Source organism: Kitasatospora sp. NPDC048365, from assembly GCF_043200835.1.
GTDB classification, from domain to species: Bacteria; Actinomycetota; Actinomycetes; order Streptomycetales; family Streptomycetaceae; genus Kitasatospora; species Kitasatospora terrestris.
In genome coordinates this window covers 1-25161 of the sequence record NZ_JBICYJ010000070.1, presented here as the reverse complement: position 1 = coordinate 25161, position 25161 = coordinate 1, and the positions used below count along the sequence as shown (strand labels likewise).

At 70.7% G+C, this 25161-nt stretch carries 29 protein-coding genes and 4 pseudogenes; 14 read left to right on the top strand and 19 right to left on the bottom strand.

Going from position 1 to position 25161, the window contains the following annotated elements:
* On the top strand, window positions 1–1455 hold the full coding sequence (locus ACGFX4_RS39060) for a hypothetical protein (RefSeq protein ID WP_393085525.1): 1455 nt from the start codon (window positions 1–3) through the stop codon (window positions 1453–1455).
* A gap of 58 nt (window positions 1456–1513) precedes the next feature.
* Here the strand turns inward: ACGFX4_RS39060 and ACGFX4_RS39055 are convergent, their stop codons facing one another.
* From ACGFX4_RS39055 to ACGFX4_RS39045, 3 genes are all read right to left on the bottom strand, one after another.
* Window positions 1514–1936 (bottom strand): DUF6924 domain-containing protein, encoded by a 423-nt coding sequence (locus ACGFX4_RS39055; protein WP_393085523.1) that lies wholly within the window; start codon window positions 1934–1936, stop codon window positions 1514–1516.
* A gap of 315 nt (window positions 1937–2251) precedes the next feature.
* Window positions 2252–2404: a hypothetical protein gene (locus ACGFX4_RS39050; protein WP_393085552.1), complete on the bottom strand. Its 153-nt coding sequence runs from the start codon at window positions 2402–2404 to the stop codon at window positions 2252–2254.
* 94 nt (window positions 2405–2498) lie between these two features.
* The gene (locus ACGFX4_RS39045; protein ID WP_393085521.1) at window positions 2499–3029 is read right to left on the bottom strand and encodes a hypothetical protein; all 531 of its coding nucleotides are present in this window, start codon (window positions 3027–3029) and stop codon (window positions 2499–2501) included.
* Between the two features lie 496 nt (window positions 3030–3525).
* Between ACGFX4_RS39045 and ACGFX4_RS39040 the strand changes: the two are divergent.
* Together ACGFX4_RS39040 and ACGFX4_RS39035 are read left to right on the top strand one after the other, a co-directional pair.
* A pseudogene (locus ACGFX4_RS39040) lies at window positions 3526–4343 on the top strand (IS5 family transposase); the annotation flags it as partial.
* A 13-nt stretch (window positions 4344–4356) separates the two neighbouring features.
* The gene (locus ACGFX4_RS39035) at window positions 4357–4770 is read left to right on the top strand and encodes a hypothetical protein (RefSeq protein ID WP_393085519.1); all 414 of its coding nucleotides are present in this window, start codon (window positions 4357–4359) and stop codon (window positions 4768–4770) included.
* A gap of 33 nt (window positions 4771–4803) precedes the next feature.
* Here ACGFX4_RS39035 and ACGFX4_RS39030 read toward each other — a convergent pair whose 3' ends face one another.
* Complete coding sequence (locus ACGFX4_RS39030) at window positions 4804–5523, bottom strand: TetR/AcrR family transcriptional regulator (RefSeq protein ID WP_393085517.1); 720 nt, start codon at window positions 5521–5523, stop codon at window positions 4804–4806.
* Window positions 5524–5624: 101 nt separating this feature from the next.
* Between ACGFX4_RS39030 and ACGFX4_RS39025 the strand changes: the two genes are divergently transcribed.
* Both ACGFX4_RS39025 and ACGFX4_RS39020 read left to right on the top strand, forming a co-directional pair.
* Window positions 5625–6716, top strand: a complete 1092-nt coding sequence (locus ACGFX4_RS39025) for an alpha/beta fold hydrolase (protein WP_393085515.1) — start codon at window positions 5625–5627, stop codon at window positions 6714–6716.
* Window positions 6717–7434: 718 nt separating this feature from the next.
* The gene (locus ACGFX4_RS39020; protein ID WP_393085513.1) at window positions 7435–9657 is read left to right on the top strand and encodes a sulfatase-like hydrolase/transferase; all 2223 of its coding nucleotides are present in this window, start codon (window positions 7435–7437) and stop codon (window positions 9655–9657) included.
* Window positions 9658–9691: 34 nt separating this feature from the next.
* On the opposite strand, the gene ACGFX4_RS39015 is transcribed toward ACGFX4_RS39020, so the two are convergent.
* The 11 genes and pseudogenes from ACGFX4_RS39015 to ACGFX4_RS38965 form a co-directional block, all read right to left on the bottom strand.
* A complete protein-coding gene (locus ACGFX4_RS39015; protein WP_393085512.1) occupies window positions 9692–10618 on the bottom strand; it encodes a hypothetical protein in 927 nt (308 codons plus the stop codon).
* 164 nt (window positions 10619–10782) lie between these two features.
* Complete coding sequence (locus tag ACGFX4_RS39010) at window positions 10783–11712, bottom strand: anti-sigma factor domain-containing protein (protein WP_393085510.1); 930 nt, start codon at window positions 11710–11712, stop codon at window positions 10783–10785.
* A 40-nt stretch (window positions 11713–11752) separates the two neighbouring features.
* Window positions 11753–12004 carry a gas vesicle protein GvpG gene (locus tag ACGFX4_RS39005; protein ID WP_393085508.1) on the bottom strand — a complete coding sequence of 84 codons (252 nt, stop codon included), beginning with the start codon at window positions 12002–12004 and terminating at the stop codon, window positions 11753–11755.
* 9 nt (window positions 12005–12013) lie between these two features.
* Entirely contained in the window at window positions 12014–12724 is a 711-nt protein-coding gene (locus ACGFX4_RS39000; protein WP_393085506.1) for a GvpL/GvpF family gas vesicle protein, read from the bottom strand.
* 3 nt (window positions 12725–12727) lie between these two features.
* Complete coding sequence (locus ACGFX4_RS38995; RefSeq protein ID WP_393085504.1) at window positions 12728–13174, bottom strand: gas vesicle structural protein GvpA; 447 nt, start codon at window positions 13172–13174, stop codon at window positions 12728–12730.
* A gap of 57 nt (window positions 13175–13231) precedes the next feature.
* The gene (locus ACGFX4_RS38990; RefSeq protein WP_393085502.1) at window positions 13232–13591 is read right to left on the bottom strand and encodes a gas vesicle protein; all 360 of its coding nucleotides are present in this window, start codon (window positions 13589–13591) and stop codon (window positions 13232–13234) included.
* A gap of 845 nt (window positions 13592–14436) precedes the next feature.
* A complete protein-coding gene (locus ACGFX4_RS38985) occupies window positions 14437–14856 on the bottom strand; it encodes a hypothetical protein (protein WP_393085500.1) in 420 nt (139 codons plus the stop codon).
* Window positions 14853–15407, bottom strand: coding sequence for a transposase (locus ACGFX4_RS38980; RefSeq protein ID WP_393085498.1), 555 nt, complete (start codon window positions 15405–15407; stop codon window positions 14853–14855). The genes ACGFX4_RS38985 and ACGFX4_RS38980 overlap by 4 nt, the downstream gene beginning before the upstream one ends.
* A 394-nt stretch (window positions 15408–15801) precedes the next feature.
* A pseudogene (locus ACGFX4_RS38975) lies at window positions 15802–16053 on the bottom strand (transposase); the annotation flags it as partial.
* A gap of 247 nt (window positions 16054–16300) precedes the next feature.
* Window positions 16301–16438: pseudogene (locus ACGFX4_RS38970) on the bottom strand (hypothetical protein); the annotation flags it as partial.
* A gap of 412 nt (window positions 16439–16850) precedes the next feature.
* The gene (locus ACGFX4_RS38965) at window positions 16851–17069 is read right to left on the bottom strand and encodes a hypothetical protein (protein ID WP_393085496.1); all 219 of its coding nucleotides are present in this window, start codon (window positions 17067–17069) and stop codon (window positions 16851–16853) included.
* A gap of 662 nt (window positions 17070–17731) precedes the next feature.
* Here ACGFX4_RS38965 and ACGFX4_RS38960 point away from each other — a divergent pair.
* Window positions 17732–17950: a hypothetical protein gene (locus ACGFX4_RS38960; protein ID WP_393085494.1), complete on the top strand. Its 219-nt coding sequence runs from the start codon at window positions 17732–17734 to the stop codon at window positions 17948–17950.
* Between the two features lie 659 nt (window positions 17951–18609).
* On the opposite strand, the gene ACGFX4_RS38955 is transcribed toward ACGFX4_RS38960, so the two are convergent.
* On the bottom strand, window positions 18610–18951 hold the full coding sequence (locus ACGFX4_RS38955) for a helix-turn-helix transcriptional regulator (RefSeq protein ID WP_393085492.1): 342 nt from the start codon (window positions 18949–18951) through the stop codon (window positions 18610–18612).
* A gap of 489 nt (window positions 18952–19440) precedes the next feature.
* On the opposite strand from ACGFX4_RS38955, the gene ACGFX4_RS38950 reads away from it, so the two are divergent.
* The 6 genes and pseudogenes from ACGFX4_RS38950 (at window position 19441) to ACGFX4_RS38925 (ending at window position 22230) form a co-directional block, all read left to right on the top strand.
* Window positions 19441–20616 (top strand): GAF domain-containing protein, encoded by a 1176-nt coding sequence (locus ACGFX4_RS38950; protein ID WP_393085490.1) that lies wholly within the window; start codon window positions 19441–19443, stop codon window positions 20614–20616.
* Between the two features lie 152 nt (window positions 20617–20768).
* Window positions 20769–21170 carry a hypothetical protein gene (locus ACGFX4_RS38945; protein WP_393085488.1) on the top strand — a complete coding sequence of 134 codons (402 nt, stop codon included), beginning with the start codon at window positions 20769–20771 and terminating at the stop codon, window positions 21168–21170.
* Window positions 21167–21460 carry an ANTAR domain-containing protein gene (locus tag ACGFX4_RS38940; protein ID WP_393085486.1) on the top strand — a complete coding sequence of 98 codons (294 nt, stop codon included), beginning with the start codon at window positions 21167–21169 and terminating at the stop codon, window positions 21458–21460. Before ACGFX4_RS38945 ends, ACGFX4_RS38940 begins: the two co-directional genes overlap by 4 nt.
* 38 nt (window positions 21461–21498) lie before the next feature.
* Window positions 21499–21678 (top strand): hypothetical protein, encoded by a 180-nt coding sequence (locus tag ACGFX4_RS38935; RefSeq protein ID WP_393085484.1) that lies wholly within the window; start codon window positions 21499–21501, stop codon window positions 21676–21678.
* A gap of 21 nt (window positions 21679–21699) precedes the next feature.
* Window positions 21700–21966 (top strand): annotated as a pseudogene (locus ACGFX4_RS38930) (GAF domain-containing protein); the annotation flags it as partial.
* Between the two features lie 45 nt (window positions 21967–22011).
* The gene (locus tag ACGFX4_RS38925; RefSeq protein WP_393085482.1) at window positions 22012–22230 is read left to right on the top strand and encodes an ANTAR domain-containing protein; all 219 of its coding nucleotides are present in this window, start codon (window positions 22012–22014) and stop codon (window positions 22228–22230) included.
* A gap of 101 nt (window positions 22231–22331) precedes the next feature.
* Here ACGFX4_RS38925 and ACGFX4_RS38920 read toward each other — a convergent pair whose 3' ends face one another.
* Window positions 22332–22745 carry an ATP-binding protein gene (locus tag ACGFX4_RS38920; RefSeq protein WP_393085480.1) on the bottom strand — a complete coding sequence of 138 codons (414 nt, stop codon included), beginning with the start codon at window positions 22743–22745 and terminating at the stop codon, window positions 22332–22334.
* Window positions 22746–23253: 508 nt separating this feature from the next.
* Here ACGFX4_RS38920 and ACGFX4_RS38915 point away from each other — a divergent pair.
* Complete coding sequence (locus tag ACGFX4_RS38915; protein ID WP_393085478.1) at window positions 23254–23736, top strand: hypothetical protein; 483 nt, start codon at window positions 23254–23256, stop codon at window positions 23734–23736.
* A gap of 171 nt (window positions 23737–23907) precedes the next feature.
* Here the strand turns inward: ACGFX4_RS38915 and ACGFX4_RS38910 are convergent, their stop codons facing one another.
* The gene (locus ACGFX4_RS38910) at window positions 23908–24171 is read right to left on the bottom strand and encodes a hypothetical protein (RefSeq protein ID WP_393085476.1); all 264 of its coding nucleotides are present in this window, start codon (window positions 24169–24171) and stop codon (window positions 23908–23910) included.
* Entirely contained in the window at window positions 24146–24838 is a 693-nt protein-coding gene (locus ACGFX4_RS38905; protein ID WP_393085474.1) for a type III effector protein, read from the bottom strand. The genes ACGFX4_RS38910 and ACGFX4_RS38905 overlap by 26 nt, the downstream gene beginning before the upstream one ends.
* Before the next feature lie 110 nt (window positions 24839–24948).
* Here ACGFX4_RS38905 and ACGFX4_RS38900 point away from each other — a divergent pair.
* On the top strand, window positions 24949–25161 hold a 213-nt coding region (locus ACGFX4_RS38900; protein ID WP_393085472.1), incomplete at its 3' end, for an Hsp20/alpha crystallin family protein.

The following is a 25161-nucleotide window of genomic DNA, read 5'->3' as shown; positions in this document are numbered from 1 at the left end:
GTGACGCCGGAGGAGTACGAACGCTGGCACATCCGCACATGCTCACGCTGCGGCAGGCGGGCGGCGAAGTCGGCCGAGTGGCCCGACGGGCCGATCTGCCGCACCTGCTACGAGCGCGCCATGCGCGTCCGAGGCTACTGTCCAGGCTGCGGCACCGACCGACTGCTGCCCGGCCGCGATCCAGACGGCGCCCCGAACTGTCGCGACTGTGCGGGGATCAGCCGGGACTTCTCCTGCGACTGCTGCGGCTTCGAGGGGATGCTGCTCGGCGGCCGGCTCTGCGAACGCTGCACCCTGACCGACCGGCTCGCCGACCTCCTGGACGACGGCACCGGCCAGGTCCACCCCCGGCTGGCGCCACTCATGGACCTCCTCCTGGAACTCGACCGCCCCAAGAGCAGACTGATCTGGCTCCGTCGCCCCAACGTCATCCGCCTCCTGCAGGACCTGGCAAGCGGCCGGGTCCCGATCAGCCACGAGGGCCTGCAGCAGCAGGAACACTGGCGCACGGCCGCCCACCTGCGCGACCTGCTCATGGAGAGCAACGTCCTGCCCCAGGCCGACCGCCGGCTCCTGCTCTACGAACGCTGGCTGGCCGAGCGGCTCGCAGCCATCGAGGATCCCGCGCGTCACCAACTCCTTCACCGGTTCGCCGCCTGGCACCAACTGCGGCGCCTACGGGCGAAGGCCGGAGCCGGGCCGCTCGGACGCTCGCCCACCCACGAGGCCCGGCAGCAGATCGCCCAGGCCGACGCCTTCCTCAGCTGGCTCGCAGCCTGTAACCAGTGCCGACAGGCCGACCTCGATGCCTGGCACGCGGACCACTACGCCACCCGCCGACCCGCCCAGCCCTTCCTGAGCTGGTGCATGGACAACGGCGTGATGCCCCGACTCGTCCTACCGACCCACGTGATCAAGCAGGACCAGGCACCGATGCACCAGCACCGCCGCCTCGCCGTTCTCCGCCGCGTCCTGCACGATGAGACCCTGCCACTGCGGACCCGAACCGCGGCCGCACTCGTCCTGCTCTATGCCCAACCCGTCAGCCGCATCGTCCGGTTGACCACTGCCGACGTCATCGACAACGGCGACGTCCTCACGGTCCGTCTCGGTGATCCGCCATCGCCGCTGCCCGCACCCGTCGCCGATCTCGTGCGCGCCTACCTGGCAGAACAGCCCCGCTTGGCCCGAGCCAGCTGCCGCAGCATCGCCTGGCTGTTCCCTGGCCGGCAGCCCGGCCAGCCGATGGACCAGGTCAGCCTGCTCGACCAGCTTCGAGCCGCCGGAGTCCCCGCACAACGCGGTCGGGCCTCAGCGATCCGCCAGCTCGTTCTCCAAGCCCCCGCACCCGTCGTCGCCCGCGCGCTCGGCTACCACGACAAGACCACCACCCACCTCGTCACCGAAGCCGGCGGAACCTGGAGCCGATACGCCCCCGGTGACCACACGCGGTGACACCCGTCGACCTCACAACGGAATGCAGGGCCCCTCGGGTTGTGATGACGACGTCGGGTCAGTCGCCCTCGAAGCCCCGAAACGTGCCCGATGCGTCAGCAGCATCGGCGAACTCGGCGAAGTCCATGTTGGCGATCGTCAAATTGGCAGAGACGTCGGCGTAGCAACGAGGTGCAACCCGAAACGTCCGGCCTGGTTCGTCATACAGGTCGACGGCCAGGAGGGGATGTTCCTCATCCGTCATGGTGATCGTGTCCGCAACAAATAGGTAGCAGAGCTTGTCATCGTCGTCAGCGACCGCATCTGCGTCCACCAGCGCTTGAACGCTTACGCCGTTGAACGAACGATCGTTGACATATGTCGCGTGACGGTACTCATCAGCGCCGTCGATCGCCGCTCGCACCACCTCCCACGCCGCGTCGCTGCTGAAGTCGGTGCGCAAGATGAGCGAGGTCAGATCCTCGGGTTCAGGCAAGGCCATGGTGGCGATCCTCCCATCTGTCGAGTCATGCCCAACACAAGGTCTGGCCCCCTATGTCCTGCCAGTGCGCCGCCACCACCGCGGCACGACCCAGCCGTGACTCACCGTGTCTGCTGCCTCAGGCCGCTCGCGAATACGCGACACCTCAACATGCGAGCCCACCAGTCCCGGAGGCCGGCGGGTGGCCGTACGGCGGTGCGGAGGCGGCGGGTGGTGCATTCGTCGACCCTCGACCGGCCTCGGTCTCCTGTACCGGAGCCGGGTGCAGAGCTGGCGCGGACCAGGGGGCCGGTGCCGGTCGGCGGTTGGCCCCGGTCAGCGGCGGCTGGTGGCCAGGACGACGAGGAACTGGCCGCCGCCCTCCTCGTTGTCGGCGGCCACCGGCAACCCCGGGACCAGCCGGGAGAACCGGTCCACCAGCCAATCCGCCGCCTCCTGGGCATCCTCGGGTGATCGGGGGCTGTCCACCGAGTGCAGTGTGTCGGCGGCCAGTGTTCTCTGCCAGGGCGGCTCGCGCGGCAGCGCCCCGACACGTCCGAGCGTCCTCGGCGGAGCGTGGACGTCAGGTGCTGGCGGCCTGGACGTCGGTCTCGATCTTGGCGGTGTCGGCCTTCAACTGTTTCGTTTCGACCTTCTGGGCTTTCTTCATCGCCGCCTCGATCTTCGTGCCCATGTCGGAGACACCGACGACGACGAGGCCCGCCTGGCCTGCGTCGAGCCGCTCGCCGAGCTCCTTCAGGTCCTGCCGGCTCATTCCGCCGGCCGCGTGACCGGCCACGGCGCCGAGAACCGCACCGCCACCCGCGGTGGCCGCCAGCAGGCCGCCGCCGATCGCGGCGAACGGGAACAGCGCCACGACCAGACCGGTCGCCAGGCCCACGCCTCCGCCGAGAACGCCGCCGACGCGAGTGGGCGTCTCGTGCTTCTTGGCGATCTTGACTTTGCCGTCGGCCCTCCGGTCGATCACCGCGGCGTCGTAGGCGTCGATCAGGTTCGCCTTGGTGTGCAACTCCTTGACCAGGTCGTAGTCGGCCTCGGCGTCGGCGACCGAGTCGTACACGCCCACGTAGGCGATGAATGTGTCCACGGCCATTGCGGCAACCTCCGGCGGGTAAGCGGGTGCCAACAGCTTCACAGCTGCAATCCGGCACCGCGACCGGGGACGAGTGGGACCGGCGTGCTCCGGGCTACCGCCGAGCCATCTCTGAATCGCCTCCGAGCGCGGTTCCGTCATCGAAGTCGTCGTTCTGCGCCACCTTGAGGGCTTCCGCCTCGCGTCCATCTACGCGGACCGCTCGTCGGAAGGGACGCACAGCGTGATTGCTTCAACGGCATCGCGGAAGCGGAGGCTCCCCGGCGTCACAGCGCTCTCCGATCGACCTATTGCAAGGGCCGGAGCTTGCCCTCTGAGAGCCCCCGGGAGGGGCTGCTGCCGCGCAACAGCCCGAGAACGACCACGGCCGACAGGTGCCGACGGCCCCGCATCAGAGGGCGGTATGTGACGTGAGGCCGCATCTGTCGTCGCCGGATCGTGTGGGACCGCGGCATCCGCGCTTACCAGAGGGCCCAGCCGTGCTGGAGTGTCCCCCGTGAGCGACCGCCAGCCCTACAAGAGTGACTTATCCGACGAACGCTGGGCCCTGATCGAGCCCGTGATCACCGCCTGGAAGGCCCGGCACCGCTCGGTGAGCGGCCACCAGGGCAACTACGACATGCGGGAGATCGTCAACGCCCTGCTGTACCAGTCCCGCACTGGCTGCCAGTGGGACTACCTCCCCCACGACCTTCCGCCCGCCGGCGCGGTGAAGTGCTACTTCTACAAGTGGCGCGACGACGGCACCGACCAGACCATTCACGACCTGCTGCGCTGGCAGGCGCGGGGGAAGAGAGGCCGATTAGCTGACCCCAGCCTGGTAGTGCTCGACACCCAGAGCCTGCATGCCGCCGCCGGAGTCCCGGCCGACACCACGGGGCGGGATGCGAACAAGAAGGTGCCGGGCCGCAAGCGGGGACTGGCCGTTGACATGCTGGGTCTGGTGATCGCAGTGGTGGTGCTGGCCGCCTCCGTCCACGACAACGCCGTCGGTACCGCGTTGCTGGACAGAGTGGTCGCCAGCACCGAGCCGGGCATCGTGAAGAAGGCCCTGGTGGACCAAGGCTTCAAGAGCACCGTCAGGGACCATGGGCGAAGGTGGGCATCGAAGTCGAAGTCGTGAAGCGCAACCCCGGAGACACCGGGTTCGTTCCGCAGCCCAAGAGATGGGTGGTAGAGCAGACGAACGGGGTCTTGATGCTGCACCGCAGGCTGGTACGCGACTACGAGCATCGGCCCGCCTCCGCCGAGTCGAGGGTGTACTGGGCCATAAGCGACCGGATGTCGAGGATGCTCACCGGGACATCCGCCCCGCATGGCACGGCGCATGACCGGCAGGGAGCTGACCTTGGGCGCGGTGCTGGTGCGGCTGGAGGAGCGGGAGCGGGAGATCGCCGTGCAGGCCGAGACGGCCCAGGAGAAGATCGCGGAGCTGACTGCGCTGCTGGACGGGCTGGAGAAGGCCATCGGGGAGATCCGGATCACCCGCAAGACGCTGCTGGAGCTGCCCGATCCGCGGCCGCCCGCGCCGCCGGCCGCGAAGCTGCCGGATCATCCGGCCTACCAGCAGATCATGGCGGTGTTCGCCGCAGCCGACGCTCCGTTGCGGGCACGGGCGGTGTGCGAGGCGATGGACGTGGAGATCGCGCCCAACAACGTCCGCCTGAAGCTCAAGCGGCTGGTCGAGCGCGGGATCCTGGTCGAGGCCGAGCAGGGGTGGTTCACTCGGCCGCGGCCATAGCCGCCCAGCGATCCCACGACCAGGTCCACCGTGCTAGCGGCGGTCGATGAGGGTCTGGACGCCGTCGAGGACGCGGTCGAGGCCGAACTCCAGCGTGTCGGTGGCGTCGGGGGCGAAGGCGCCGGCGGCGATGGCGCGGGTCAGAGCAGGGAAGCGGTCGGCGTGCCGGTCAAGCAGCTCGCCGGTGAGGCGGTTCCACTCCCGGCTGTGCTCCTCGTCGAAGTCGAGCAACTGCTGGACATGGGTGCGCACGAAGCCGGTAACCAGGATAAAGACCCGGTGCTGCTCGGCCGCAGTCAGGCCGGTGGGCTCCAGGGCCGCGAGTGCCGCGTCCAACCAGCCGAGCTGGTGCGGCCCCATGAGCTGACGGCGCATCGCGGTGGCCGCCAGCAGCCAGGGGTGCGCGCGGTGGATGCGCTCGGACTGGCGGGCCCACTCTATGATCTGCGGCCGCCAGCCGCTTCCCGCCGCCGACAGGTCGGGGACCTGGGTGAGGACGGACTCGACCATCAGCTCGACCAGTTCGGTCTTACCCGGCACATAGCGGTATAGCGCCATCGCCGACATGCCGAACTCGGCGGCGACCTTGCTCATGGAGACGGCCGCCAAGTCCTGGGTGTCGGCGATGGCCACGGCGGCCTCGGCGATGCGCCCGGGGGTGAGGCTCGGCTTGGGGCCGCGGGTCGGCTGGTCCTGCTCGCCCCACAGCAGTGCGATGCCCGCGCGCAGGTCACGCGCCTTCTCCTTGGCCATTTCCGGCTCCCCTCTCCCTCGTTGGTCGCGGCGCCGGTTGACGCCCTCCGGAACTGTGTATACCTTAAACACACCAGAACCGCTGATGCATTAAACAGTTTATGAGGTACACCATGCTCGCCACCATCACCGCCGTCACCGCCGCCGCCCTCGCCATGCCCGTCGCCGGCCTGCTCGGCTACCGGCAGCTCAAGCGCGCCCGCCTCACCAAGCAACTGCGCATCACCACCCCGAACGGCATCGACGAGTCCGGCTTCGTCCGGATCGGCGGCATCGACCAGTGGGTCTCCATCCGCGGCGAGGATCTGCACAACCCGGTGATCCTGGAGATCCACGGCGGCCCCGGCGCCTCCAACCTGGTCTTCATCCCCCGCACCCGCAGCTGGGAGCGGCACTTCACGATCGTGCGCTGGGACATGCGCGGCTCCGGCAAGACCTTCGCCGCCGCCGGCCAGGCCGGACAGGGCGAGATGAGCCTCGACCGGCTCCAGCAAGACGCTCTGGAAGTCACCGAGCACGTCCGCGCCAGGCTCGGCCTCCCAAAGGTGCTGCTGGTCGCCAACTCCTTCGGCACCGTCCTCGGGCTGCGCCTGGCCCGCAGCCACCCCGACCTGTACTCGGCCTACGTCGGCACCGACCAGAACGTCATAGCGGGCGAACGCGACAGCTCGGCCTACCACGCCCTGTGCGACCGCCTGCGGAAAGCAGGCAAGCGCAAGGAACTGTCCGCCGTCACCGCGATGGGCCCGGACGCCACGGCCTGGAACGCACACCAGTGGGCGGAGCACGCCAAGATCGCCGTCACCTCCGACCCGTTGACCTTCGACACCATGAAGACCGTGGTGGTCCGCTCGCTGTGGTTCTCACCCCTGCACACGTTGCGCGGGCTGCGGGCCTGCATGAAGGGCATGAGCTTCTCGGAACAGCTCGGACCGCAGGCCCTGGCCGTCAACGAGTGGGCCGAGGGCACCGCGTTCTCGCTCCCGTTCTTCATCTTCCAAGGCGACAGCGACATGCTCACCCCGCCCGAGCCGGCCCGGCGGTTCTTCGACGACGTCACCGCCCCGGCCAAGGAGTTCGCCCTCATCCGGGATGCCAGCCACTTCGCGAGCTTCCGCCACCCCGACCAGTTCCTCGACCTGATGCTCACCAAGGTCCGCCCCGCGATCACCAGCGAGCCGCTCGCCAGGTGACGCGCCGCTCGCCACATCGTCGACGCCCCAACCCATGGCGGCACGACCGGCCCCTGACTCCAGGTTCGGTTCTGATTGCGTTCAGCGCCGTTCAGCGCCGAGCCGCGGTGCCGCTCTGCCGCAGGTCGGGACGCCTGCGACCGCCCATGGGCACCCGGACGAACAATTGGAAAGCGTGTTGGGGGCAACCCTCACGAGTTCGCATCTCGCATCCTCTGCCTTCGTCGTGGTTGAGAGCCCGCATGTCGTAGTTGCCCGGTGGCCGCTGACGGAGCGGTATCGGGCTTTCCAAGCGGCGATCACGGGCTCGATCGGGGTCGGATAAGTCGCTCTTGTAGGGCTGGCGGTCGTTCACGGGAGACACTCCAGCACGGGCGCCCTCTGATCAGCACGGATGCCGCGGTCCCCCACATTCCAGGCGACAGATACGACATCACGTCACATACCGCCCTCTCAGGTCAGGGCCGGTCCGCCAGCATGGCCGCAGCTTGCTATGGGGCATTGCCAGTTCCTGCGCGCAACAAGCGTTGAAGGTAGGCCGGCCCTGCTCACCGAGATGCCCCGGACCCGGTCCGACTGTTCCGTGCTGCGGATGGCGCTGCCCACCGCCCAGACAGGCCGGGTCATGTCACATGATCTTCATGGCCTGTGCATGGCCATGTCGGGTCCGGGCGTGGACGATCGGTGCAACTCCCACTCCCGGACCCGAGGGACCGCCATGCCCGACCGCCGTACGTTCCTGGCCGGCTCGGCCGCGCTGATCGGCCTGCCGGCCGTGTCCACCGCCGCAGCGACGGCCGCGCGCGCCGAGGCCGCGGGGGTGACGGCCGGCTCCCGGCCGCCGAACCTCGTGGTGGTCCTCGCGGACGACCTCGGATACGGCGAACTCGGTTCGTACGGCCAGAAACTGATCCGTACGCCCCGGATCGACGCCCTCGCGGCCGAAGGGCTGCGGTTCACCGACGCGTACGCAACCGCGCCGGTCTGCGCACCCTCGCGGGCGTCGTTCTACACCGGCCTGCACGCCGGACACGCCACCGTCCGCGCCAACCCGCAGGCCGGCGGGCAGGGCTCCTTCGTGGACACGGACACCACCTTCGGCGAGGTGCTGCGGGCCCGCGGCTACCGGACCGCGCTGATCGGCAAGTGGGGCTTCGGCCCCGAGCAGGCGGCGCAGCCCAGCCACCCGAACGCGCGCGGCTTCGAGGAGTTCTACGGCTACATCGACCACGGCCACGCGCACGACTACTTCCCCGAGCACCTGTGGCACAACGGGGTGAAGGAGGCGATCCCGCAGAACGCGGGCGGCGCCAAGGCGGTGTATGCGCCGGAGCTGCTGGCCCGGCACGCGTCCGACTTCGTCGCCGCCAACGCGGCGGAGCCGTTCCTGCTGGTGCTCACGCCGAACGTGCCGCACGCCCCGAGTGACATCCCCGACCAGGGCGCGTACGCGTCCCGCTCGTGGACGGCCGCCAACAAGGGCCACGCCGCGCAGGTCAGTTGGTTCGACGCCCTGGTCGGCCGGGTGATCGACCAGCTCCGCGCCACCGGACTGGACCGGGACACCGTGGTGATCGTCACCAGTGACAACGGGCCGCACGAGGAGGGCGGCGTGGACCCGGACCTGTTCGACGCCAACGGGCCGCTGCGCGGCTACAAGCGCAACCTCTACGAGGGCGGTGTGCGGGTGCCGTTGATCGCCTGGGCCCCCGGGCGGGTCCCGCAGGGCACCACCGCCCGCGTCACCCAGCTGACCGACGTCCTCCCGACGCTGGCCGAACTCGGCGGCGCCCCGGCACCGACCGACATCGACGGTCTGTCGGCCGCCCCGCTGATCACCGGCAGCCCGGACGGGGCGCTCCACGACCACCTGTACTGGTTCCGCGACGAGCTGGGGACAACCAGCCGCGAGAACGCCGTGGACAACAAGCGCGGCACCTGGCTCGCCGAGGCCCTGCGGCAGGGGAAGTGGAAGGCGGTGCGGTTCGCGCCGCAGCGCGACCACACCCTGCCGGACGACAAGTGGCAGGTCGAGCTGTACGACCTCTCCGCCGACGTTGGGGAGACCACCAACCTCGTCCAGACCTACCCGGCGAAGGCGAAGGAACTCGTCGCGCTGATGCGCGCCGCGTGGAAGGACCCGTACCCGCGCCTGGCGTTCGGCGTCCACCTGGCCGTCCCGTCCCTGGTGGTCCCCGGCATCGCGTTCACCGTGACGGCGACGCTCGGCAACGGCTCGTCGCGCTCCTGGGACACGGCCGGCCTGACCCTGCGCGTCCCGACCGGCTGGACCGCCGTGGCGACGTCCGCAACCGGTGCGGATCGGATCGCCGCCGGTGAGCGGCTCACCGCGACCTGGACCGTCACCCCGTCTACCGGCGCCGCACCGGCGGCACGGTTCGAACTGACCGCCGAAGGCACCGCGCAGACACCGTGGGGCCCCGTCCGGTACGCGGGCGCGGGCGGCACGGCCACACCCCCGCCGCCGCCGACCGCCGACTCCTACCTGTCCGACCTGGCCTGGATCAGCGCCACCAACGGCTGGGGCCCCGTCGAACGCGACACCTCCAACGGCAAGGACGCCTCCGGCGACGGCACGCCGATCGCCTTCGGCGGCACCACCTACCCGAAGGGCCTCGGCGTCCACGCCCCCAGCGAGATCGCCTACCACCTAGGCGGAGCCGCGGCCCGCTTCCGGACGCTGGTCGGCATCGACGACTTCTCCGCGAAGCAGAGCAACGTCGGCGCGACCCGCGCCAAGGTGTACGGCGACGGCGCGCTGCTCGCCTCCACCGGGACCCTGACCGCCGCCACCGGCCCGGTCGGCCTCGACGTCGACGTGACCGGGGTACGGGTGCTGCGACTGGTCGTCGAGGACGCCAACAACCGCTCCTCCTTCGACCACACCTCGTGGGCACTCGCCCGGATCACCGTCACCTGACACAACCGGCGGGCGCGTCGCCGGAGCACAGGCGTCAGCCGACGTGTACGGTCACGACTTCGCGGGCTTCTCGCATCGCCGCGCGCGCCCGGGCCGCGCCGGACGCCGTGAACGCCGCGCCCCCGCCGATGCCGGGGCCGGGGAAGGTCACCGGTCCTCCCCGACACGTCCCGCAGAGGCGTGAACCGCGGCTCGGACACGCGCACTTCGGACACTCCCCCAGCCGGTCGACGGGCTGGTCACCAGCAACCGTCACCGGCATCTTCCGCGTCAGCCGATCCCGGAGAACCGCCGCAGGCGAGTGGATGGTCCGCGGCAGGCCCGGCAACAGCGCAGCCGCCAGCTCGGCCCGACCGCAGCCGGCCCCCAGCCACCGTGCCACCAGGGGCGCAAGCTGCAGCGCCTCCACCGCGCCGAGCCGAAGCCTCGGCTCGGCGGCGAGCACGCGATGCAGTTCGACCGCCGCCTCGCGAACCCGCCCGTCCGCGTCGACTGTCACCCGCTCGTCCCGCGCGCCGCCGGGGAGGGAGGGTACTTTGGCCGGGTTCTTTACTTCAGGGACGCCAGCAGCACCGGAGTCCGCCTCACCGGGCGCCGGACGGGGCGTATCCGGCTTGGCCTTTGTACTTCTCGTTTCAACGGGCCACCGCGTAGCCTCCGACCCTGCCGCCTGCGGCGTGTCGTACACGTGCGCCTCCGAGCGGATGGTGCCGTCGGGCATCCGGACCTTCTCCACCCGGTAGTAACCGGCCTCCATCAGCTCCCTGAGGGCCTTTCGGACCGCAGCACGGCTCTGCGTACTGGTGTCGGCCATCTGCCGGGCGTCCTCACGCCACCGATCCGGCCGGGACAGCAGATCGGCGAGGAGCCCGCGAGCGGTGAAGGACAGACGACGGTCCTGAAGGGCTGCGTTGGGCAACACGGTGAAGTCGCGCGCGTGCGCGCTACGATGAACCTGCATCGGAGTTACAGCTCCTGGTGCCGGACCCCGGGGTGTTGGCGCACCGCCGGGGTCATCAATGTTCGGTTGGCTTACGGAACGTAGCACAGCCACTACCGTGAGATCCCCGGAATCCGGAGCGGCACCAGTCAAAGGGGTGGGGCGGGCCCACCTGACCGCGCTGCTCAGCTGATCGGAAGCAGGACCAGTGGCGTGCCCGTCGGCTGTGCGGAGCCGCCTGTCGGCTCGACGGTCACGCCGACACCGCGAGCGCCGTTCAGCGGTCCGCTCAGCAGCAGTGCTCCACTCGCGGTGGGCATCAGCCCCGCGGGGCGCATCGTCCCGGCGTCGTCGAACCAGAGCTGGTAGGTGGTGCCTTGCGGAAGTGGCGGCATCCCGGACGCCAGGAAGGCGGCCGTTCCTTGGCGGTGCGACCAGACGATGCTCGCTGTGCCGGTGCCGCCGGCGAGCGTGCCGCTGGTGGTCCGGGCGTCCGGTGACGTCAGGAGAGCGGCGATCCGGTCCTGCTGGTGCCGCAGCTCGACCGCCCGGGTCCGAGCCCGACCGGCCTGCTGGTGCTGCTGCACTGCGACTGCGCCCGCACCGGCCGCCAGCGCGAGGCAGGCTGCCAGCGCGAGCCGGGGCCACATCCTCCGCGGCCGGCCTCGGCCCTGGTCGGCCGCGCGTGGCGCACTGGCCGGTGCATCCTGACGCACCGTTTCCAGGGAGGCCATCACTCGGTGCTTGAGCCTTGCCGGCACCGGAACGGCCTGCGCGGCGCCGAGTCTGGCCAGGGTGGCGGTGAACTCCGCGCCTTCCATCGCGCAGGCCGCGCAGCGTTCCAGGTGCAGCTCGCACCGGGCACGCTCGTCGGGGTCGAGAGCGTGCGCGGCGTACGCACCGGTCAGCGTGTGCAGGTCGGTGGCAGTCATGGCGATGCGCTGCTCGGCTGGCTGGGAGTGCTCAGCGGCGCCCTGGTCGTCGTTGTCGGCGTCGGCCTGCTCCGGGAAGCCCTCAGGCGCTCGCGCGCCAACCGGAGCCACGAGCACGTCCCGCACCCCCATGCGCACGTGGACGACAGCGACCATCCCGTGCCCGCCCGCCAACTCGTCCACGCCAGGAGGATCTGGACCGGCCAACCACAGCTCCTCGGTTTCAGGCTTGTCTCTGAGCCCAGAACCGGTGGATCTCGTCGAGTTCGTCCAATAGGTCGTCCTCGCGTCGATCGAACTCTTCCTGGCTGATGCGTCCGGCGATCAGCTCTTGTTCGAGGGACTTGAGCGCGTCCTCGACTGGAGCCGGGTCGTAGTACTGGCGTTCGGCGGCGTCCGCGACCTGCCGGGCCACCCAGGCGACTCCGCGGACAGGAGCCAGCGGCAGCGTCAGCAGGCCCGTGATCAGCCCCATGGCGTCCTCCTAGACGAAACTGTAGGGAGGCAGGGAACCGTGCAGTCGGAAGTGGTATCCCTCACCCCACTGTCCGGCCAGTTCCGCTTCGGCGGCGAGGAACTCCTTGCGGCGAGCCTCCTCCACCAGGAAGGAAATGCTGACGAAGTCATCACCGTGAAGCTCGTTCTCATGGATCTCGCGCGCCAGCGGCCGCATCGCCTCGCGAACCTGAGCAGCCGCAGACTCGCTGCGCACCTGGAGTTCCCTCGCGATGATTTCACCGAGCCGCACCTTCACGTTGGGATCACCGCTGCGCCGGCTCTCCTCGTTCAGTCGCTGCGCCTCGGCGGATTCGCGGAGTACCTGTCGGATCATGAAGTCTTCGTCGAATGACGCCTTGAGCAAGTGCTCCGCGCATCCTGTCAGAGCTTGCAGCCGCTCCCGGTAGAAGTCGCCGCGCTCTTTGAGGATTTCCCGGACATCCTGGGGATCGGAAGCCACTGTGCCGAACCTGAGCGGGAGCACGGGCCCGTCGGCCATCAGTCGTTCGAGTACGTTCTGGTGAGCCATGACATCGCGCCGGCGGGCCCGCAGTCCTTCTGGTACCGAGCTGACGATCGCCGTCAGGTCGGAATCTTCGACAGTGGAGAGCTCCTCAGGAGGATCGCCGACTCCGGTGAGGTCGTCCATGCGCGCCGGGTGATGGGCGTCGATGATCGCGTAGACGTAGACGGCCATGACTCACTCCTCCCGGGTGCGTGTGCGGCGCGCCGGTCGTGGCTTCTCGCGCCTTTCGGCCGGCTCCGGCTCCTCCTCCGTGCCCTGTGTGTGTTGGCGTATGGTGTCCGTCACCGCTTCCACCGCGCCGGTCAGGGCTCCCTTGCTCTTTCCCCGGGCACCCCCTTCGGTCATCTCGCCGACCAACTCCGGCAACTGGGTGGGTGCCTTGCGGCCGGATTCCAGGTCCAGCCGGTTGCATGCCTCCGCGAAACGCAGATACGTGTCCACGCTCGCCACGACGATACGCGCGTCGATCTTGAGGATCTCGATGCCCACGAGGGACACCCGCACGAACACGTCGATGACCAGTCCCCGGTCGAGAATCAGCTCGACGACGTCGTACAACGTGCCCGAGCCCCTGCCTCCTGCGACTGCACTGCCACCGCCGCCCTGCGGTACGACCGTCACAGCGCCTCCTTCCACGGACACGCCTGCACCGCCCGATGCCCACTCGATCCGACCCGTTCACGTGCGCCGGTCGAGTTGATCACGCGTGTAGCGGCGCGTCCTTTCGTAGCCCAGCAGCTCCCCCCTGGTGTCGAGCGTCACCCGGTAGCTGGCGATGATGCTCGCCGTGTCCGGGATTCGCTCGACTTCCACCACCTCCACGTCGGCCTGCCAGCCCTCGTCGGTACGCTTCAGCCCGGACACCGACTCGGGCGCCCGACTCAGAAGCTCTTCCAGTTGTTCCATCGCGGCTCGCATGGCCGCCGCCACGGACAATCGGGCAGTGTCTTTCCGCGGTGTCCGCCTCGGCGTATCTCCCGCAGACCTTCGCGGGGCCTTCCTCGGCCGCTCACCGTCGTCCTCGCTGTAACGAGGCATAGACCGTCCTCCCGTTTCCTGCGAACGCATACCCGCCAGATCTCGTACAAACCCGGATGGTCGGTGAGTGGCCTGTCAGCCGCGCGGACGACGACTGCCTTGTTGCGACCGATTCGGGACATTCCTGGAGCCTCTCGTGGCCGGGGGGGCTCCAGCGCGCATGGAACTGCACGCCCGATACCAGCGGACACCCAGGCCACGAGAATCGGCGGCCACTCGTAGGACCCGATCCGCCTGTCCGCCCACGCGCCCTGCCCCATGATCGACGACTTGATCGCCACGGCATCGAGGCCGGGGTTTTGCCCGGACCGGTGGACACTCTGATACCGAAGGCTGGTCTTGGGCGGGCCGCAGTAGCGGGCCCGGCGTAGGTCGGTGATGTCGAGGGCTCGGTTGATGGGGCCCTCGACACCGGCCCCGGAGGGCGTATTCGGCTTGCCAGGTGCCGGTCTTCTGATCGGCGGGGGGTCTCGGGCCGCCCCGCCGCCCTCAAGTCCGGCCGAATCAGCCAGCCGGTTGAGAACGTCATCGCAGGGAGCATGGCCGCGGGCTGGATGATCAACATGATCGCTCACCGGGGCGTTTTCGAGGCGGCTGCATCGTTCTGGCGTTCGCTTCTGGCCGCAGGACGCTCGTCCACAAGGTTCGCTGCCGGAGTCGCGAGCGGGCGGGCGGGCTCGGTCATGCCGTTCAGGCTCACGGGCTGACTCCCCTCGCCGCTGTGCAGCCGCTCAGGGCATGGGAGGACGTCCTCCACGAGGAAGGCCGGCCCGGATCGGGCCTCCGCCCCGAATTGAGCAACAGAGTCCGGTCGGTTCCTGCTTCTGCGTTCGGGGCGGGAGCCGTCAGTCTTCGAGGGCCGCCAGGAGTCGGACCGTGATGCGGTGCAGGTGTTCGGCGTCGGCGGGGTCGAACGGCGGGGTATCGGTGGAGACCCGGCGGCCTTCCAGGACAGCGGTCAGGCGGACGGGGGGTGCGTCCAGGAAGGGGAGGATCTGGGCGACGGCGGTGGCGGTCGGCTTGCCGTGGGTGCGCAGGCTCTCGATGCGGGAGTCGGTGGCGGGGTCGTACTCGCCCGCGAAGCCGGTGGACACCACGCCCGGGTGGTTCAGGACGTAGCGGACCGGGGTGTCCGCGTAGGCGCGGGTGAAGTGCACGCCGAGCAGGTCGCAGAGCGCACCGCCGTGCCCGAGCGCGCCGGTGCCCGGGTTGTCGGCGTACGGCCTTGAGCTGGCTCTGGCAAGATTTTCGTAGCCCGAGATCATCCAAGGTCAGTAGAGGTTTGGCCCGTGTACCGGCGGCGTAGGCGGGCGATCAGTACGACTCGGTGACGGAGAAGCGGGACGCCGGCACGGCCGCCCATGATGCGTTTCTGGAGCTTCACGTCGGTGATCCGGCCCTCGTTGACGCCGGAGTTGTGGTGCGTGGTGATGCCTTGGGCGACCGCGTGGCGGTCTTCACGCAGGGCGGCGGCGACGCCGGCGAGGGGCATCAGCCCGCTGCTGGCGAGGCGCCCGAGCCAGTCCGGCAGCGAGGTGGAGTCGCGAGTGTCTAGCATGGCGGCGAAGTCCCGGACCAGGGCGTGGGTGAGCCGGAGCTCCGGGCAGTGCTCAAGCAGCCGGCGCAGACCCTCGGTGGCCTGCAGGCTGTGTCGGCCGGGTCTGGTGATGATCCAGCGTGCGGCCTCGCGTGGGGAAGGTGGACGTTCGCGGGGTTCGTCCAGGGGCAGGCCGCGGCGGAGGGGTGCGAGGGCCGTCCTCACGCGCTGGTAGTGCCCCAGGAAGCCTTTGCCTAGGAGTTCCTGATGAAGAACCATCGCATTGTGCTCGCCCTCGTCCCAGCGTTGCTGCAGGTAGTCGAGGTAGGGGGTCCAAGGTCGACGGGCGTCGGGGAGCCCGGCGGACGACCTCCTGCCAGGTGCGGGCCCGGGCGTACTTGCGCACGGTGCGGCGATCGAGGCCGAGCTCACGGACCACGGAGCTGTGGGAACGGCCGGCATCGCTCAGTTCGTGCACAGCTTCGAACAGCCGCCGCGCGTGCCGGACGGCTGGACCATCCGTCTTCTCAGCATCGGTGCACGACCTCTCCGCGGGTTCCATTCCGGCAGGCTCGGGCGCGGGCAGCGCGGAGGGCAGACAGCCACGGTGAGCGGCGGCGATGTCCTGAACTCGCCGGGACAGGCCCTGCCACAGGTGGAAGCGGTCGCTGACCTGGACCGCGTCGGGAGCACCGTCGGCGATGCCCTGCCGGTAGGTGAGCGAGCCGTCGGGGCAGGCGGCCTCGACACCCGGATGCTCGCGCAGCCACCGGCTCAGCTGTTCGGCGTCCCTGCCCTCCCAGAGCGTCAGTGGGAGCCGGGTCGTGGCGTCGACCAGGAGCGTGCCGTAGGTGTCGCCGTGGAGCGCGAAGTCGTCCACCCCGAGCACCCGGGGTGTGCCCAGCGGCGGGAGCGGTACCCGCATCAGCTGGGAGAGCACAGTGGAGCGCGAGAGCGCGATGTTGAGCATGCTCAGCATCCGGGCCCCGCCCCGGCCGGCCAGCACGACACCGGCCTCCTCGACCAGCTGCCGCAGCGTCGGGGGTCCGCCGCTGGTAGCGCACCGTCAGCCCTCGTATTTGCTCGGCGAAGGTCACCTTCGGGCAGGCCGGGTTCTCGCAGTACAGGCGGCGCACACTCAAGTCGATCCGAACCGGCCTGCCCCCGACCCTCGCGTCGGCCAGCTGTCGTACGTACCGGCTGTGGACCCGGTCGCTCGCTGCCCCGCACCCCGTGCACGCTGCTGGGTCCCGGGCCCGAGTACGGGCCTGGACCACCACGACGGGGCCGGAACCATCGACCGAGGTCATGACCACGCCCGTCAAGTGCGGGAACAGCGAAGCCAGTTCAGTGGAGCACCGTCAATAGCTGCCCACCATCGGGACGAAACGATCTCGGCTACGAAAATCTTGCCAGAGCCACGTTCAGGGGTACGCCGACAGGTGGATCCGATCGAGGCCGCGATGTGGCGTGCCGGGGTGGCTCGCAGCCAGCCGACCGGCCTTGCCGCGTATGTCGTGGCCGAGGCCGTGGCCGGCGGTGTACTGGCCCTGGGTCAGACGGTGATCGTCGATGCGGTCAACGCGGAGGAGGAGGCGCGGGCGCACTGGCGGGCGCTGGCGTCCCGTCGTGATGTGCCGTTGGTGTTCATCGAGGTGAGTGTTCTGATCCGGCGGTACATCGCCGACGGCTCGAGGGCCGATCGCGGGAGATCGACGGCTTCTACGAGCCGACGTGGGAGGCGGTGGAGCGGCGGCGGGAGGAGTTCACTCCGTGGGTCGACGACCGCCTGGTGCTGGACAGCATGATCGACCTGTCGCAGAACATCGCGACAGCCTTGGAATTCCTGACCGCGACGTCCTGGCCTTCGGTTTTCCGCCGCACGGCGGCCAGGACGCCGTTCTTGAACTTCTCGCCTACGCGGGCCAGCGCGACCCGCACCGGACTCCTTGCCAATGCCGCCCAGCACGCCGGCGGCGCCTTGGCCGTGGACCTGGGCCGTACGCCGAGCAGCGGATCCGGACGCCGTCACCCATACCTCACCCGCCCCCGCCCAGCATCCAGCCCCTGATGCCACCCGCGGCGGCCTCGGGATGCGGATCATCGACCGCATCGCCCGCGCGCAGGGCACCCACCCCGCCGGTAGCGGCAATACCGTCTGGGCCGAATGCGACCCGCCGCCCACTACGCTCCACCCGCTGTAGCCGCTCCGCCCACCCCGCGCCGGCGGTTCCGATCATCCGGCCACGCGGCTGCTGCTCCCGCCGAGAGCGGCAGGTCACCCGCCGTAAGATCGGCGCGCACCGGGTGGGCCCGCACCGAATGCTGCCAGCGTCCAGCGCGACATCGACCGACACCTCCACCACAGTCACCGGCTCCACCAGGACCACGTGACCGGCAATCGGACCCCGGAGCCGCAGTCCTTCCGGCAACGGCCGCAATCCTTCCGGCAACGGCCGCAATCCGGCACGCAGGAGGCGGCCGTAACGGCGGCGGCAGCGTTGCACTGGGCTGCTGAGCGCGACTTCGCCCCTGCTTCGACAGGTTGCCCGCAAGCTGCCGGGGTAGCCGGGAGGCGGAAGCATCCGATGTGGGGAGACTCCATGACCGCACCTCGCAAACCGGCGCCCGACGAGCAAGGCCGGCAGGACGCCGAGGGAGACCGCAGCTACGGCGACCGGGCCGCGGGCACCCGGACCACACGGGAGCACGATCCGAAGGTCCACGGCCCGCGCGCTGGCTACGACGCGACCGCAGACGCCGCCGACCGCACCGGCATCACCGACCCCGACAACCAGGAAGACCACTCAGTGCAACAGTGAGCACTACGGAGCACACCGAGCGGCGCAAAGTCACCCCGCCCGGCGTCCTGGCGACGCTTCACGGGCTCACCCTCCGGCACAACGAGCCGCGGCCACGCGCCCACGCAGCAGAACACTTCCGCCGCTCCAACCCTCCGCGCGCCCGAAGCACCCCAGCGCAGCCCTCCGCATCGGCACCCCGCGCAACGACGCCCCTGCGCGCCAACATCGGCCGGCCGCCGAGTCGACTGCAGCGCTGGGGCTTTCCCCGTACACCGCCGGCGTCCGACGCCGTCGCCGTGGTGTCCGCACCGCACAGGAGCCAGACCGTGCGGCCTGCGCCTCCAACGCGCCTCGCCCTGCTCGGGGCATTCGTTCATCACCTGGGCGGTGCCCGCACCCGCCGCTGCGCCGCCCGGGGCGGGCGGCGCAGTCGTGCCTATGTCGAGGCCGGTGGTGGCCAGTGGCTCAGAGGCCGTCGCTCGGTGTGCTGCGGGGCCCGGCAGGCCGGCGGGCTCGGATTTCCCCCGGCCGGCTCCCGGAACAGAACGTCTGGGACCTCTCCACCGGGCACACGTCGCAGGACGTGGCGCGGCCAATGGGGGTGGCGCATCGCTCGGTGCCGATCCTGGCGACGAGGCGGGGCACCGATGTGTTGCGACCGCACGTGCCGCCGGGGGTCAGGTGCCGTCCGCCGGTGGGTCCTCGGTGTGTTGTCCGTTGGGGTGGCGGGTCAGGGCCGCGGTCAGGAGATCGGCGACGGTGGCGCCGGCGTCCGCGGGGTGGCGCAGTTCGGTGTCGGGGACGACCTGGTAGTGGTTGTTGCGGCCGATCCTGGTGTGGCGGAGGTAGCCGTCGGCTTCGAGGTCGGCAATGATCCGCTGCACGGCCCGCTCGGTGAGCTCGCAGCGGGCCGCAATGTCCCGCACGCGTAGGGCTGGATCGCGTGCGATCTGGACCAGCACGCGTGCGTGGTTGGTCAGAAACGTCCAAGGGACTTGCGAGCCGGCAACATCGGCCATGCTCAATATCATACGGCGATCGCTTCACGCTATCCAAAGCACGGTAAAATTGTCGCGTATTGGTTGACTGGTGTGCCGGCCGGGCAGACCATAGAGACACTGATCGACCGAGCAGTCGTACAGCCGTTGCCGCCCAGGGGCGGCAACGGGGAGTCGCCCACGTGAGGACACCGTGATGCGATTGACAGCCGACGCTTACGAACGCATTGCGTGCCGCCTGCGCGCCCACCTGCCACACGACGGAACCGACCCCCGCCCGTCCGGCGACGCCGGCACGATGCCGCGCCAGGTCCAGCACGCCCTCGCGGGCATTGCGGCGTTCCTGGAGCTGTCCGGGACGGGGCCCGACGGGCCGGCTACGGAGGCCGAGCACCGATGGGCGGAAGATCTGTGGGACGTGCTGGAGGGGGCCGCGGCATCGTGGGACGACACCCCCGGCCCGCGCCCGGCCCCAGTGCCGTCACGTGCCGGCACGGAAGGGAGCCCGTGATGTGTGCCGCCCCGGACCATAAGCCGCGCCAGTCGGCCGCCCGGACCCGCCGGCAGGGCCCCACGCGTGCCCGTTGCACGCACGAGCGCCGCGCCGGAGTACTGATCTACCGGCTGACCGGGGAACCCGACCAGGAGACCCCCGCGGCGCTGGCCTTCAACCAGTCCCTGGACGGCGTCCGGGCCGTCGTGGTCGACCTGTCCGACGTCGCCTTCTTCTACTCCATCACCCTCAACGCCCTGCTCCGGCTGCGCAGGACGGCGGACGCCCGGCACGTGGACGTGCATCTAGCGGGCGTGCGCGAAGTCGCCGACCGCGTCCTGCAGGTCACCGAGACCGACCACCTCTTCGTCCAGCACACGGACCTCGACGGCGCGCTCCGCCACCTCATGGCACCCGCGCCCGCCCCCGACCCCGACCCCGCAGAGGAAGCCACTGCGGGGTCGGCCTCCAACGAGGCCTTCGCGGACGTGACACAGACCCTGGTTGACGACTTCGACCTCGCCGACACCCTGGATCGGATCATCGGCCACTGCGCCCGCACCTGCGGCGCCGCCGGCGCGGGCCTCGTCATTCAGGACGCCGAGGAGAAACTGCGCTCTCTGGCCTGCACCGATGAACCGGTCCGGACTCTGGAACGCCGACAGACGTCCACCGGCGAGGGGCCGTGCATCGACTGCGTCCGGGCTGGCTACGCCGTACTCACCGACGATCTCGAGGCGGACCGCGCGCGCTGGCCCCGCTTCGCCGCCGCCGCCCTCGACGCCGGGTTCACCGGTGCCCGGGCCTTTCCCCTGCGCCACCGGGGCCGCACCATCGGCGCCCTCGACCTCTTCGACCACGCCGACAGCCCCGCCGACGACACCATCCGCATCGCCCAGGCCTTCGCCGACCTCGCCGTCCTCGCCGTCATCCAGTCCCACGAGGACACCGGCGCGCACATCGCCCAGGCACTGCGCGACCGTGCCGCCATCGAACGCGCCGCCGGCATGCTCGCCCAGGCCGCCCGCACCACCCCCGAGGAAGGCCGTGCCTTGCTGCGCAGCCGCGCCGCTCGTACCGGACTGGGCATCACCGCCGTGGCCCACGCTCTGGTGAGCGGACGGACCACCAGCGCGCAGATCCTCTCCCCGCCCGCGGGTCCGACCGTGCTCGAGGGCCGGCGCGACGGCTAGGTAGACGCGCCCGGAGTCCCCGGCCGGCCGCGCACGACCAGTGCCTCGCGCCCGGGACGCCGCGTCGGCGGCGGCCACGGGGTGTTGCGTCCCAGGATGCCGATCAAGCACCGGACGCGGGAGGGTGGTGAACACGGGCGGACCTCGCCCACGTGGCGCAGCTCATGGCCTCGGCGGTCCAGGACGGCGGCCCTGGCCTGCCCGCCCGGCTGTGCACCGCCTTCGGCCGGGCGACCGGCGCCCGCGGCGCGGCGCTCGCGCTGATGGCCGACCCCACCCACCACCACACCCTGTGCGCGTCCGACGAGGACGCCGCCGCCCTGTGCGAGCTGGAATTCACCCTCGGCGTCGGGCCGGGACTGGAGGCGTTCAAGCGCGGCCACGCCGTCCTCGTCGGGGACGTGCACGGCGCCGACGCCCCGCGGTGGCCGATCTGGTCCGCCACTCTCCAGCCAGGGGCCTACCCGCCCGCGCAGTGTTCGGGTTCCCCCTGCACATCGCCGGCACCGCGTTCGGACTCGTCCAGCCCTACCGCGACCGCCCCGGCACCTTGAGCCAGGCCGATCTCGCCGCCGCGACCCTCGCCGCCGATCTGGCCGCCCTCGCACTCGCCCGTTCCTTCGACCACCCCGCCAACTCCGGCAGCCCCGACTGGTTCCCGGAACCCGCGACGGACAGCGTCGAGGTCGACCAGGCCATCGGCATGGTGATGGCACAGCTGCGCGCGCCGGCCGAGACAGCACTGGCCGCGCTGCGGGCCCGCGCCTTCACCGAAGGCCGGGCGCTGGACGAGGTGGCGGGCGACGTGCTCATGAGAAAGATCGACTTCGGGCCCGGCGACTAACAGAAGACGTAGCGTTGACAACGACAAGGGAGGCAGGCATGGACCGACCCCAGCCGGCCATGGAGGCCTTCGCGGACCTGGCACACTCGTTGGTCGGCGACTTCGACCTCGCCGAGACCCTCGACCGGATCATCGGCTACTGCGTCACCGCCTGCGGGGCCACCAGCGTCGGCCTGGTCGTCAAGGAACGGGACGGCGTGCTGCGCGACATCGCGTAATCCGACGAGCGCGTCCGGCGCCTGGAGCGCCGCCAGATCGCCGCCGGCCAGGGCCCCTGCTTTGACTGCGTCCAGGCCGGCCACCCCGTCCTGGTCGACGACCTCGCGGCCACCCGGGGCCGGTGGCCCGACTTCACCCCCGTCGCCCTCGACGCCGGCTACACCGGGGTCCGTGCCCTGCCCCTGCGCCACCGCGGACGGACCCTCGGCGCCCTCAACCTCTTCGACCAGGAACCCGGCCGCTGCACCGGCACCCACCTCCTGGCCGCCCAGGCGTTCGCCGACCTGGCCCTGCTCGCCGTCCTCCAGCACGCGCAGGAAGAGAGCCCGGCCGTGCACATCACCCGCGCACTCGCCACCCGCTCCGCCCTCGAACGCGCCAAGGGAATGATCGCCCACGACGCCAACACCACCGTCGACCACGCCCTCACCCTGCTGCGCGCCCACGCCGAGCGCACCGGAAGCGGCCTCACCACCCTGGCCCGCGCCCTGGTCACCGGCGAAACCACCACCGCAGAGGTCCTCGCCCCGCCCGCAGCACCGACCCACTGACACGGGCCTCGGACGGGGTGCAGTTGCACCAGCAGTGGCTCTCCTACCGCATTCGCGGTCGCCCCGAGCCGGCTCGGCGGCGGACGAACGATCAGACGCTGTCAGCCCGCCGACCCGCGAGGCGCGGGCAGGGCGGCCCACACGGTCTTGCCGCCTGGGGCGGGTGACACGCCCCAGGCGATGGCGATCCGGCCGATGATGTGCAGGCCGTGCCCATGGGGCCGGTCGGGCTGCCATGGCCGGACGATCGGCGGTGCCGCGGCCCGGTCGGTGACGGCAATGGCGAGCACACCGGCGTCGAGGTCGATGTCCAGGCGGGTAGGGCCCGGGGTGTGGCGGCAGGCGTTGGACATCAGCTCGGCCGCCACCAGCAGCACGTCGTCGCGCCATCCGGGCTCGGTGGCGCCGTCGCGCGGTACCTCCTCCAGCACGCGGCGCACCAGGGTCATACCCGGCTCCAGCGCCCTGCCGCCCTCGGCGGCGAGGGCGACGTGCCAGTGGCCGGCGGCCTTCACCGTCCGCACCTCCCTCCCGTCCCGTGACACGGTCCGGACGCGGTCACCCACGCGCCTTGCCCGACCGCCGGGACTGTAACGCGTGCATCGACCGCGCAGACACCGGCGGCGGGAATGCTTCGCATCTGCGACCGGTCGGCCGGCGGCAGCTTCGTTTCCATGGCTGCGGGCAGCGGAGCCAGAGGCGCACCATCGGAGCAGGACTGTCACGGGGCGGCCCGCCGTCGCGCTCGATGTGGACAGCGACGACGGACACCGTCACCGTCCGGCTCCGAGGCACTCCGCGACCGACCGCCCCGACCTCGATTCCTGCGCCTCGTCCGGCCTGAACGAACCTGCACGAACCTGTGCGGTTCCGCCGGGCCGCCGAGCCGACAGCATCGTCTTCCAGCTCCCCGCGCGGCCACGACTGGTCGCCCGCGTGCCGCAGACCACCGGACACCGTCTCCGACGACCCCGCCGTCCCCCCGTCGCCACCGCACACCACACACCACCTGAAAGGGTGCCGATGACCGACCTCGACCCGACCGATCCCCAGCCGCCCGGCACGGGCATGAGCACGCAGGTCTCCAAGCTGGCCGCCGAAGCGCTGCGGCAGGCACAGGACGGGCTGTGGGAGCTGTCCGCGAAGGACACGCAGCTGGCCCGCGAGACCGCCGATCGCCTCGCGGAGGTGATCGGTCCCGCCGCGGTCCAGGAGCAGCTGGTGGGGATCGAACGTCTGGAACATCTGCGGGAGGCCCTGGCGGTGATCGCAATCGGCGTGGCTCGCACCCACGGCCGCCTCGCCTGGTTCCTCGCCCGGGCCACCACCGCCCTCACCCCCGTCCTCGGCTGGCGGTCCCTGACCGCCGAGGACGGGCGGTACTTCGGCACCCGTGTCCCCGATCCCGCCGAACTCGCCGACGCCGAGAACGCCGTCCGCTGCCTGCACACCGTCCTCAGTCACAATCCGGCGCCAGCCCCCTCGCCCACCCACCTGTGGTCCTGACACCCCGCAGCAACGGGGCTGCAGCGTCCGCCCGGGCCAGACGCCGGGGCTGGGGCGGGCGTTGCTCCTCCGTCCGTCGGACGACTCGATGAGCACGCCCGCACCTCCGGGCCGGCGGCCAGCGGAGGCAGCTGGGCCGACGGCCCGGACCGCCGACGTCCGGACCCTGCGTCATGCCGGTGTCCGCTCCCGTTCCCTGTCGGGGTTGAGTGGGGTCTGCCGGAGGGCGGGGTGCGGGGCCGGGTCGGGGGGCCAGGGGTGGTGGGCGAGGCCGTGGTGGAGGGCTTCGAGTCGGGCGAGGTGGGTGTCGAGTGCTTTGGTCGTGGTGGCGTCGAGCTGGTGGATGCGGTGTTGGAGGGCGGTGATCCGGTCGAGGAGGTGCTGCCATGGGTCGTCGGTGGTGGGCTGGTCAGGCGCGTTGCTGGTCGCTGTCATGGCGGAGTCGGTCGGTTCGGCGGGTGAGGTCGTCGAGGCGGGCGGCGATGTCGGGGTGGGCGGTGCCGAGGTGGGGGCGGATGTCGGTGAGCGGTGCTATCAGGTCCGCCGCGTCGGAGGTGCCCAGCGCGGCGGTGAGCGCGGTCAGGGTGGGGTTGCCGGCAGCTGCGATGTCTTCGGAGGCGGTGATGCGAGCGGCGAGGATGCGCAGGTCGGCGGCGTGGTCGCGGGCCCAGGCGGTGACGGCTCGGTCGGCGGCACGGCGGTCGCGTACGGCTTTGACGCGTTCGGCGCCGGTCTCCTCGTCGGTCTGCCGGGTGGTGTGGCTGGGGCGCAGGCGCAGGTAGCGGTTCTCGGCCGCCTGGCGGCTGGCGACTCCCATGGGGCGGGCGAGGTCGGCCCAGGTGGCGCCTTCGGCGCGGGCGGTCTCGACCAACGCGGCTTCCCAGCCGGCGAGTTCGGTGCGCAGCTCGCGCAGCAGGACGAGCGCGGCGAGCGCGGGTTGGGGGCCGGTGGTGTCGGCGTCCGCTGTGCCGGTGGCGTCAGTGGTGCGGGCGGCGTGGACGGCGTCGTCGATGGCGGCGAGCGCGGTCGCCGCGGCGAGGAAGGACGTCGGACCGGTGGGGGTGGGGCGGTCGGTGTCGGGTGTCTCGGGGCGCTTCCCCACGTATGTCACTCCTTGGGTGACTCGGCTGCTTGTCATCGGATGGATGACATGCTAGAACGGATTCAGGTGAAGCGCACTGGCACCCAACTGATCAATGGAGGTGTTTCGCGATGCTGATGCGCACTGACCCGTTCCGCGAACTGGAGCGGCTGACCCAGCAATTCGTGGGAGCGAACGGGACCTGGTCGCGACCGGCGCCGATGCCGTTGGACGCCTACCGGGTGGGCTACGAGTACGTGGTCTGCTTCGACCTGCCGGGCGTGGACCCGGAGGCGATCGACATCGACGTCGAGCGGAACATGCTGACCGTGAAGGCCGAACGC

What these genes read in the sequence shown, in the direction of transcription:
- ACGFX4_RS39055 (WP_393085523.1), bottom strand. Translation starts at nt 1,936, where the DNA reads ATGGCCTTGCCTGAACCCGAGGATCTGACCTCGCTCATCTTGCGCACC.
- ACGFX4_RS39045 (WP_393085521.1), bottom strand. Translation starts at nt 3,029, where the DNA reads ATGGCCGTGGACACATTCATCGCCTACGTGGGCGTGTACGACTCGGTC.
- ACGFX4_RS39035 (WP_393085519.1), top strand. Translation starts at nt 4,357, where the DNA reads ATGACCGGCAGGGAGCTGACCTTGGGCGCGGTGCTGGTGCGGCTGGAG.
- ACGFX4_RS39030 (WP_393085517.1), bottom strand. Translation starts at nt 5,523, where the DNA reads ATGGCCAAGGAGAAGGCGCGTGACCTGCGCGCGGGCATCGCACTGCTG.
- ACGFX4_RS39025 (WP_393085515.1), top strand. Translation starts at nt 5,625, where the DNA reads ATGAGGTACACCATGCTCGCCACCATCACCGCCGTCACCGCCGCCGCC.
- ACGFX4_RS39020 (WP_393085513.1), top strand. Translation starts at nt 7,435, where the DNA reads ATGCCCGACCGCCGTACGTTCCTGGCCGGCTCGGCCGCGCTGATCGGC.
- ACGFX4_RS39015 (WP_393085512.1), bottom strand. Translation starts at nt 10,618, where the DNA reads ATGCAGGTTCATCGTAGCGCGCACGCGCGCGACTTCACCGTGTTGCCC.
- ACGFX4_RS39005 (WP_393085508.1), bottom strand. Translation starts at nt 12,004, where the DNA reads ATGGGGCTGATCACGGGCCTGCTGACGCTGCCGCTGGCTCCTGTCCGC.
- ACGFX4_RS39000 (WP_393085506.1), bottom strand. Translation starts at nt 12,724, where the DNA reads ATGGCCGTCTACGTCTACGCGATCATCGACGCCCATCACCCGGCGCGC.
- ACGFX4_RS38990 (WP_393085502.1), bottom strand. Translation starts at nt 13,591, where the DNA reads ATGCCTCGTTACAGCGAGGACGACGGTGAGCGGCCGAGGAAGGCCCCG.
- ACGFX4_RS38985 (WP_393085500.1), bottom strand. Translation starts at nt 14,856, where the DNA reads ATGATCTCGGGCTACGAAAATCTTGCCAGAGCCAGCTCAAGGCCGTAC.
- ACGFX4_RS38980 (WP_393085498.1), bottom strand. Translation starts at nt 15,407, where the DNA reads ATGGTTCTTCATCAGGAACTCCTAGGCAAAGGCTTCCTGGGGCACTAC.
- ACGFX4_RS38960 (WP_393085494.1), top strand. Translation starts at nt 17,732, where the DNA reads ATGACCGCACCTCGCAAACCGGCGCCCGACGAGCAAGGCCGGCAGGAC.
- ACGFX4_RS38955 (WP_393085492.1), bottom strand. Translation starts at nt 18,951, where the DNA reads ATGGCCGATGTTGCCGGCTCGCAAGTCCCTTGGACGTTTCTGACCAAC.
- ACGFX4_RS38950 (WP_393085490.1), top strand. Translation starts at nt 19,441, where the DNA reads ATGTGTGCCGCCCCGGACCATAAGCCGCGCCAGTCGGCCGCCCGGACC.
- ACGFX4_RS38935 (WP_393085484.1), top strand. Translation starts at nt 21,499, where the DNA reads ATGGACCGACCCCAGCCGGCCATGGAGGCCTTCGCGGACCTGGCACAC.
- ACGFX4_RS38915 (WP_393085478.1), top strand. Translation starts at nt 23,254, where the DNA reads ATGACCGACCTCGACCCGACCGATCCCCAGCCGCCCGGCACGGGCATG.
- ACGFX4_RS38910 (WP_393085476.1), bottom strand. Translation starts at nt 24,171, where the DNA reads ATGACAGCGACCAGCAACGCGCCTGACCAGCCCACCACCGACGACCCA.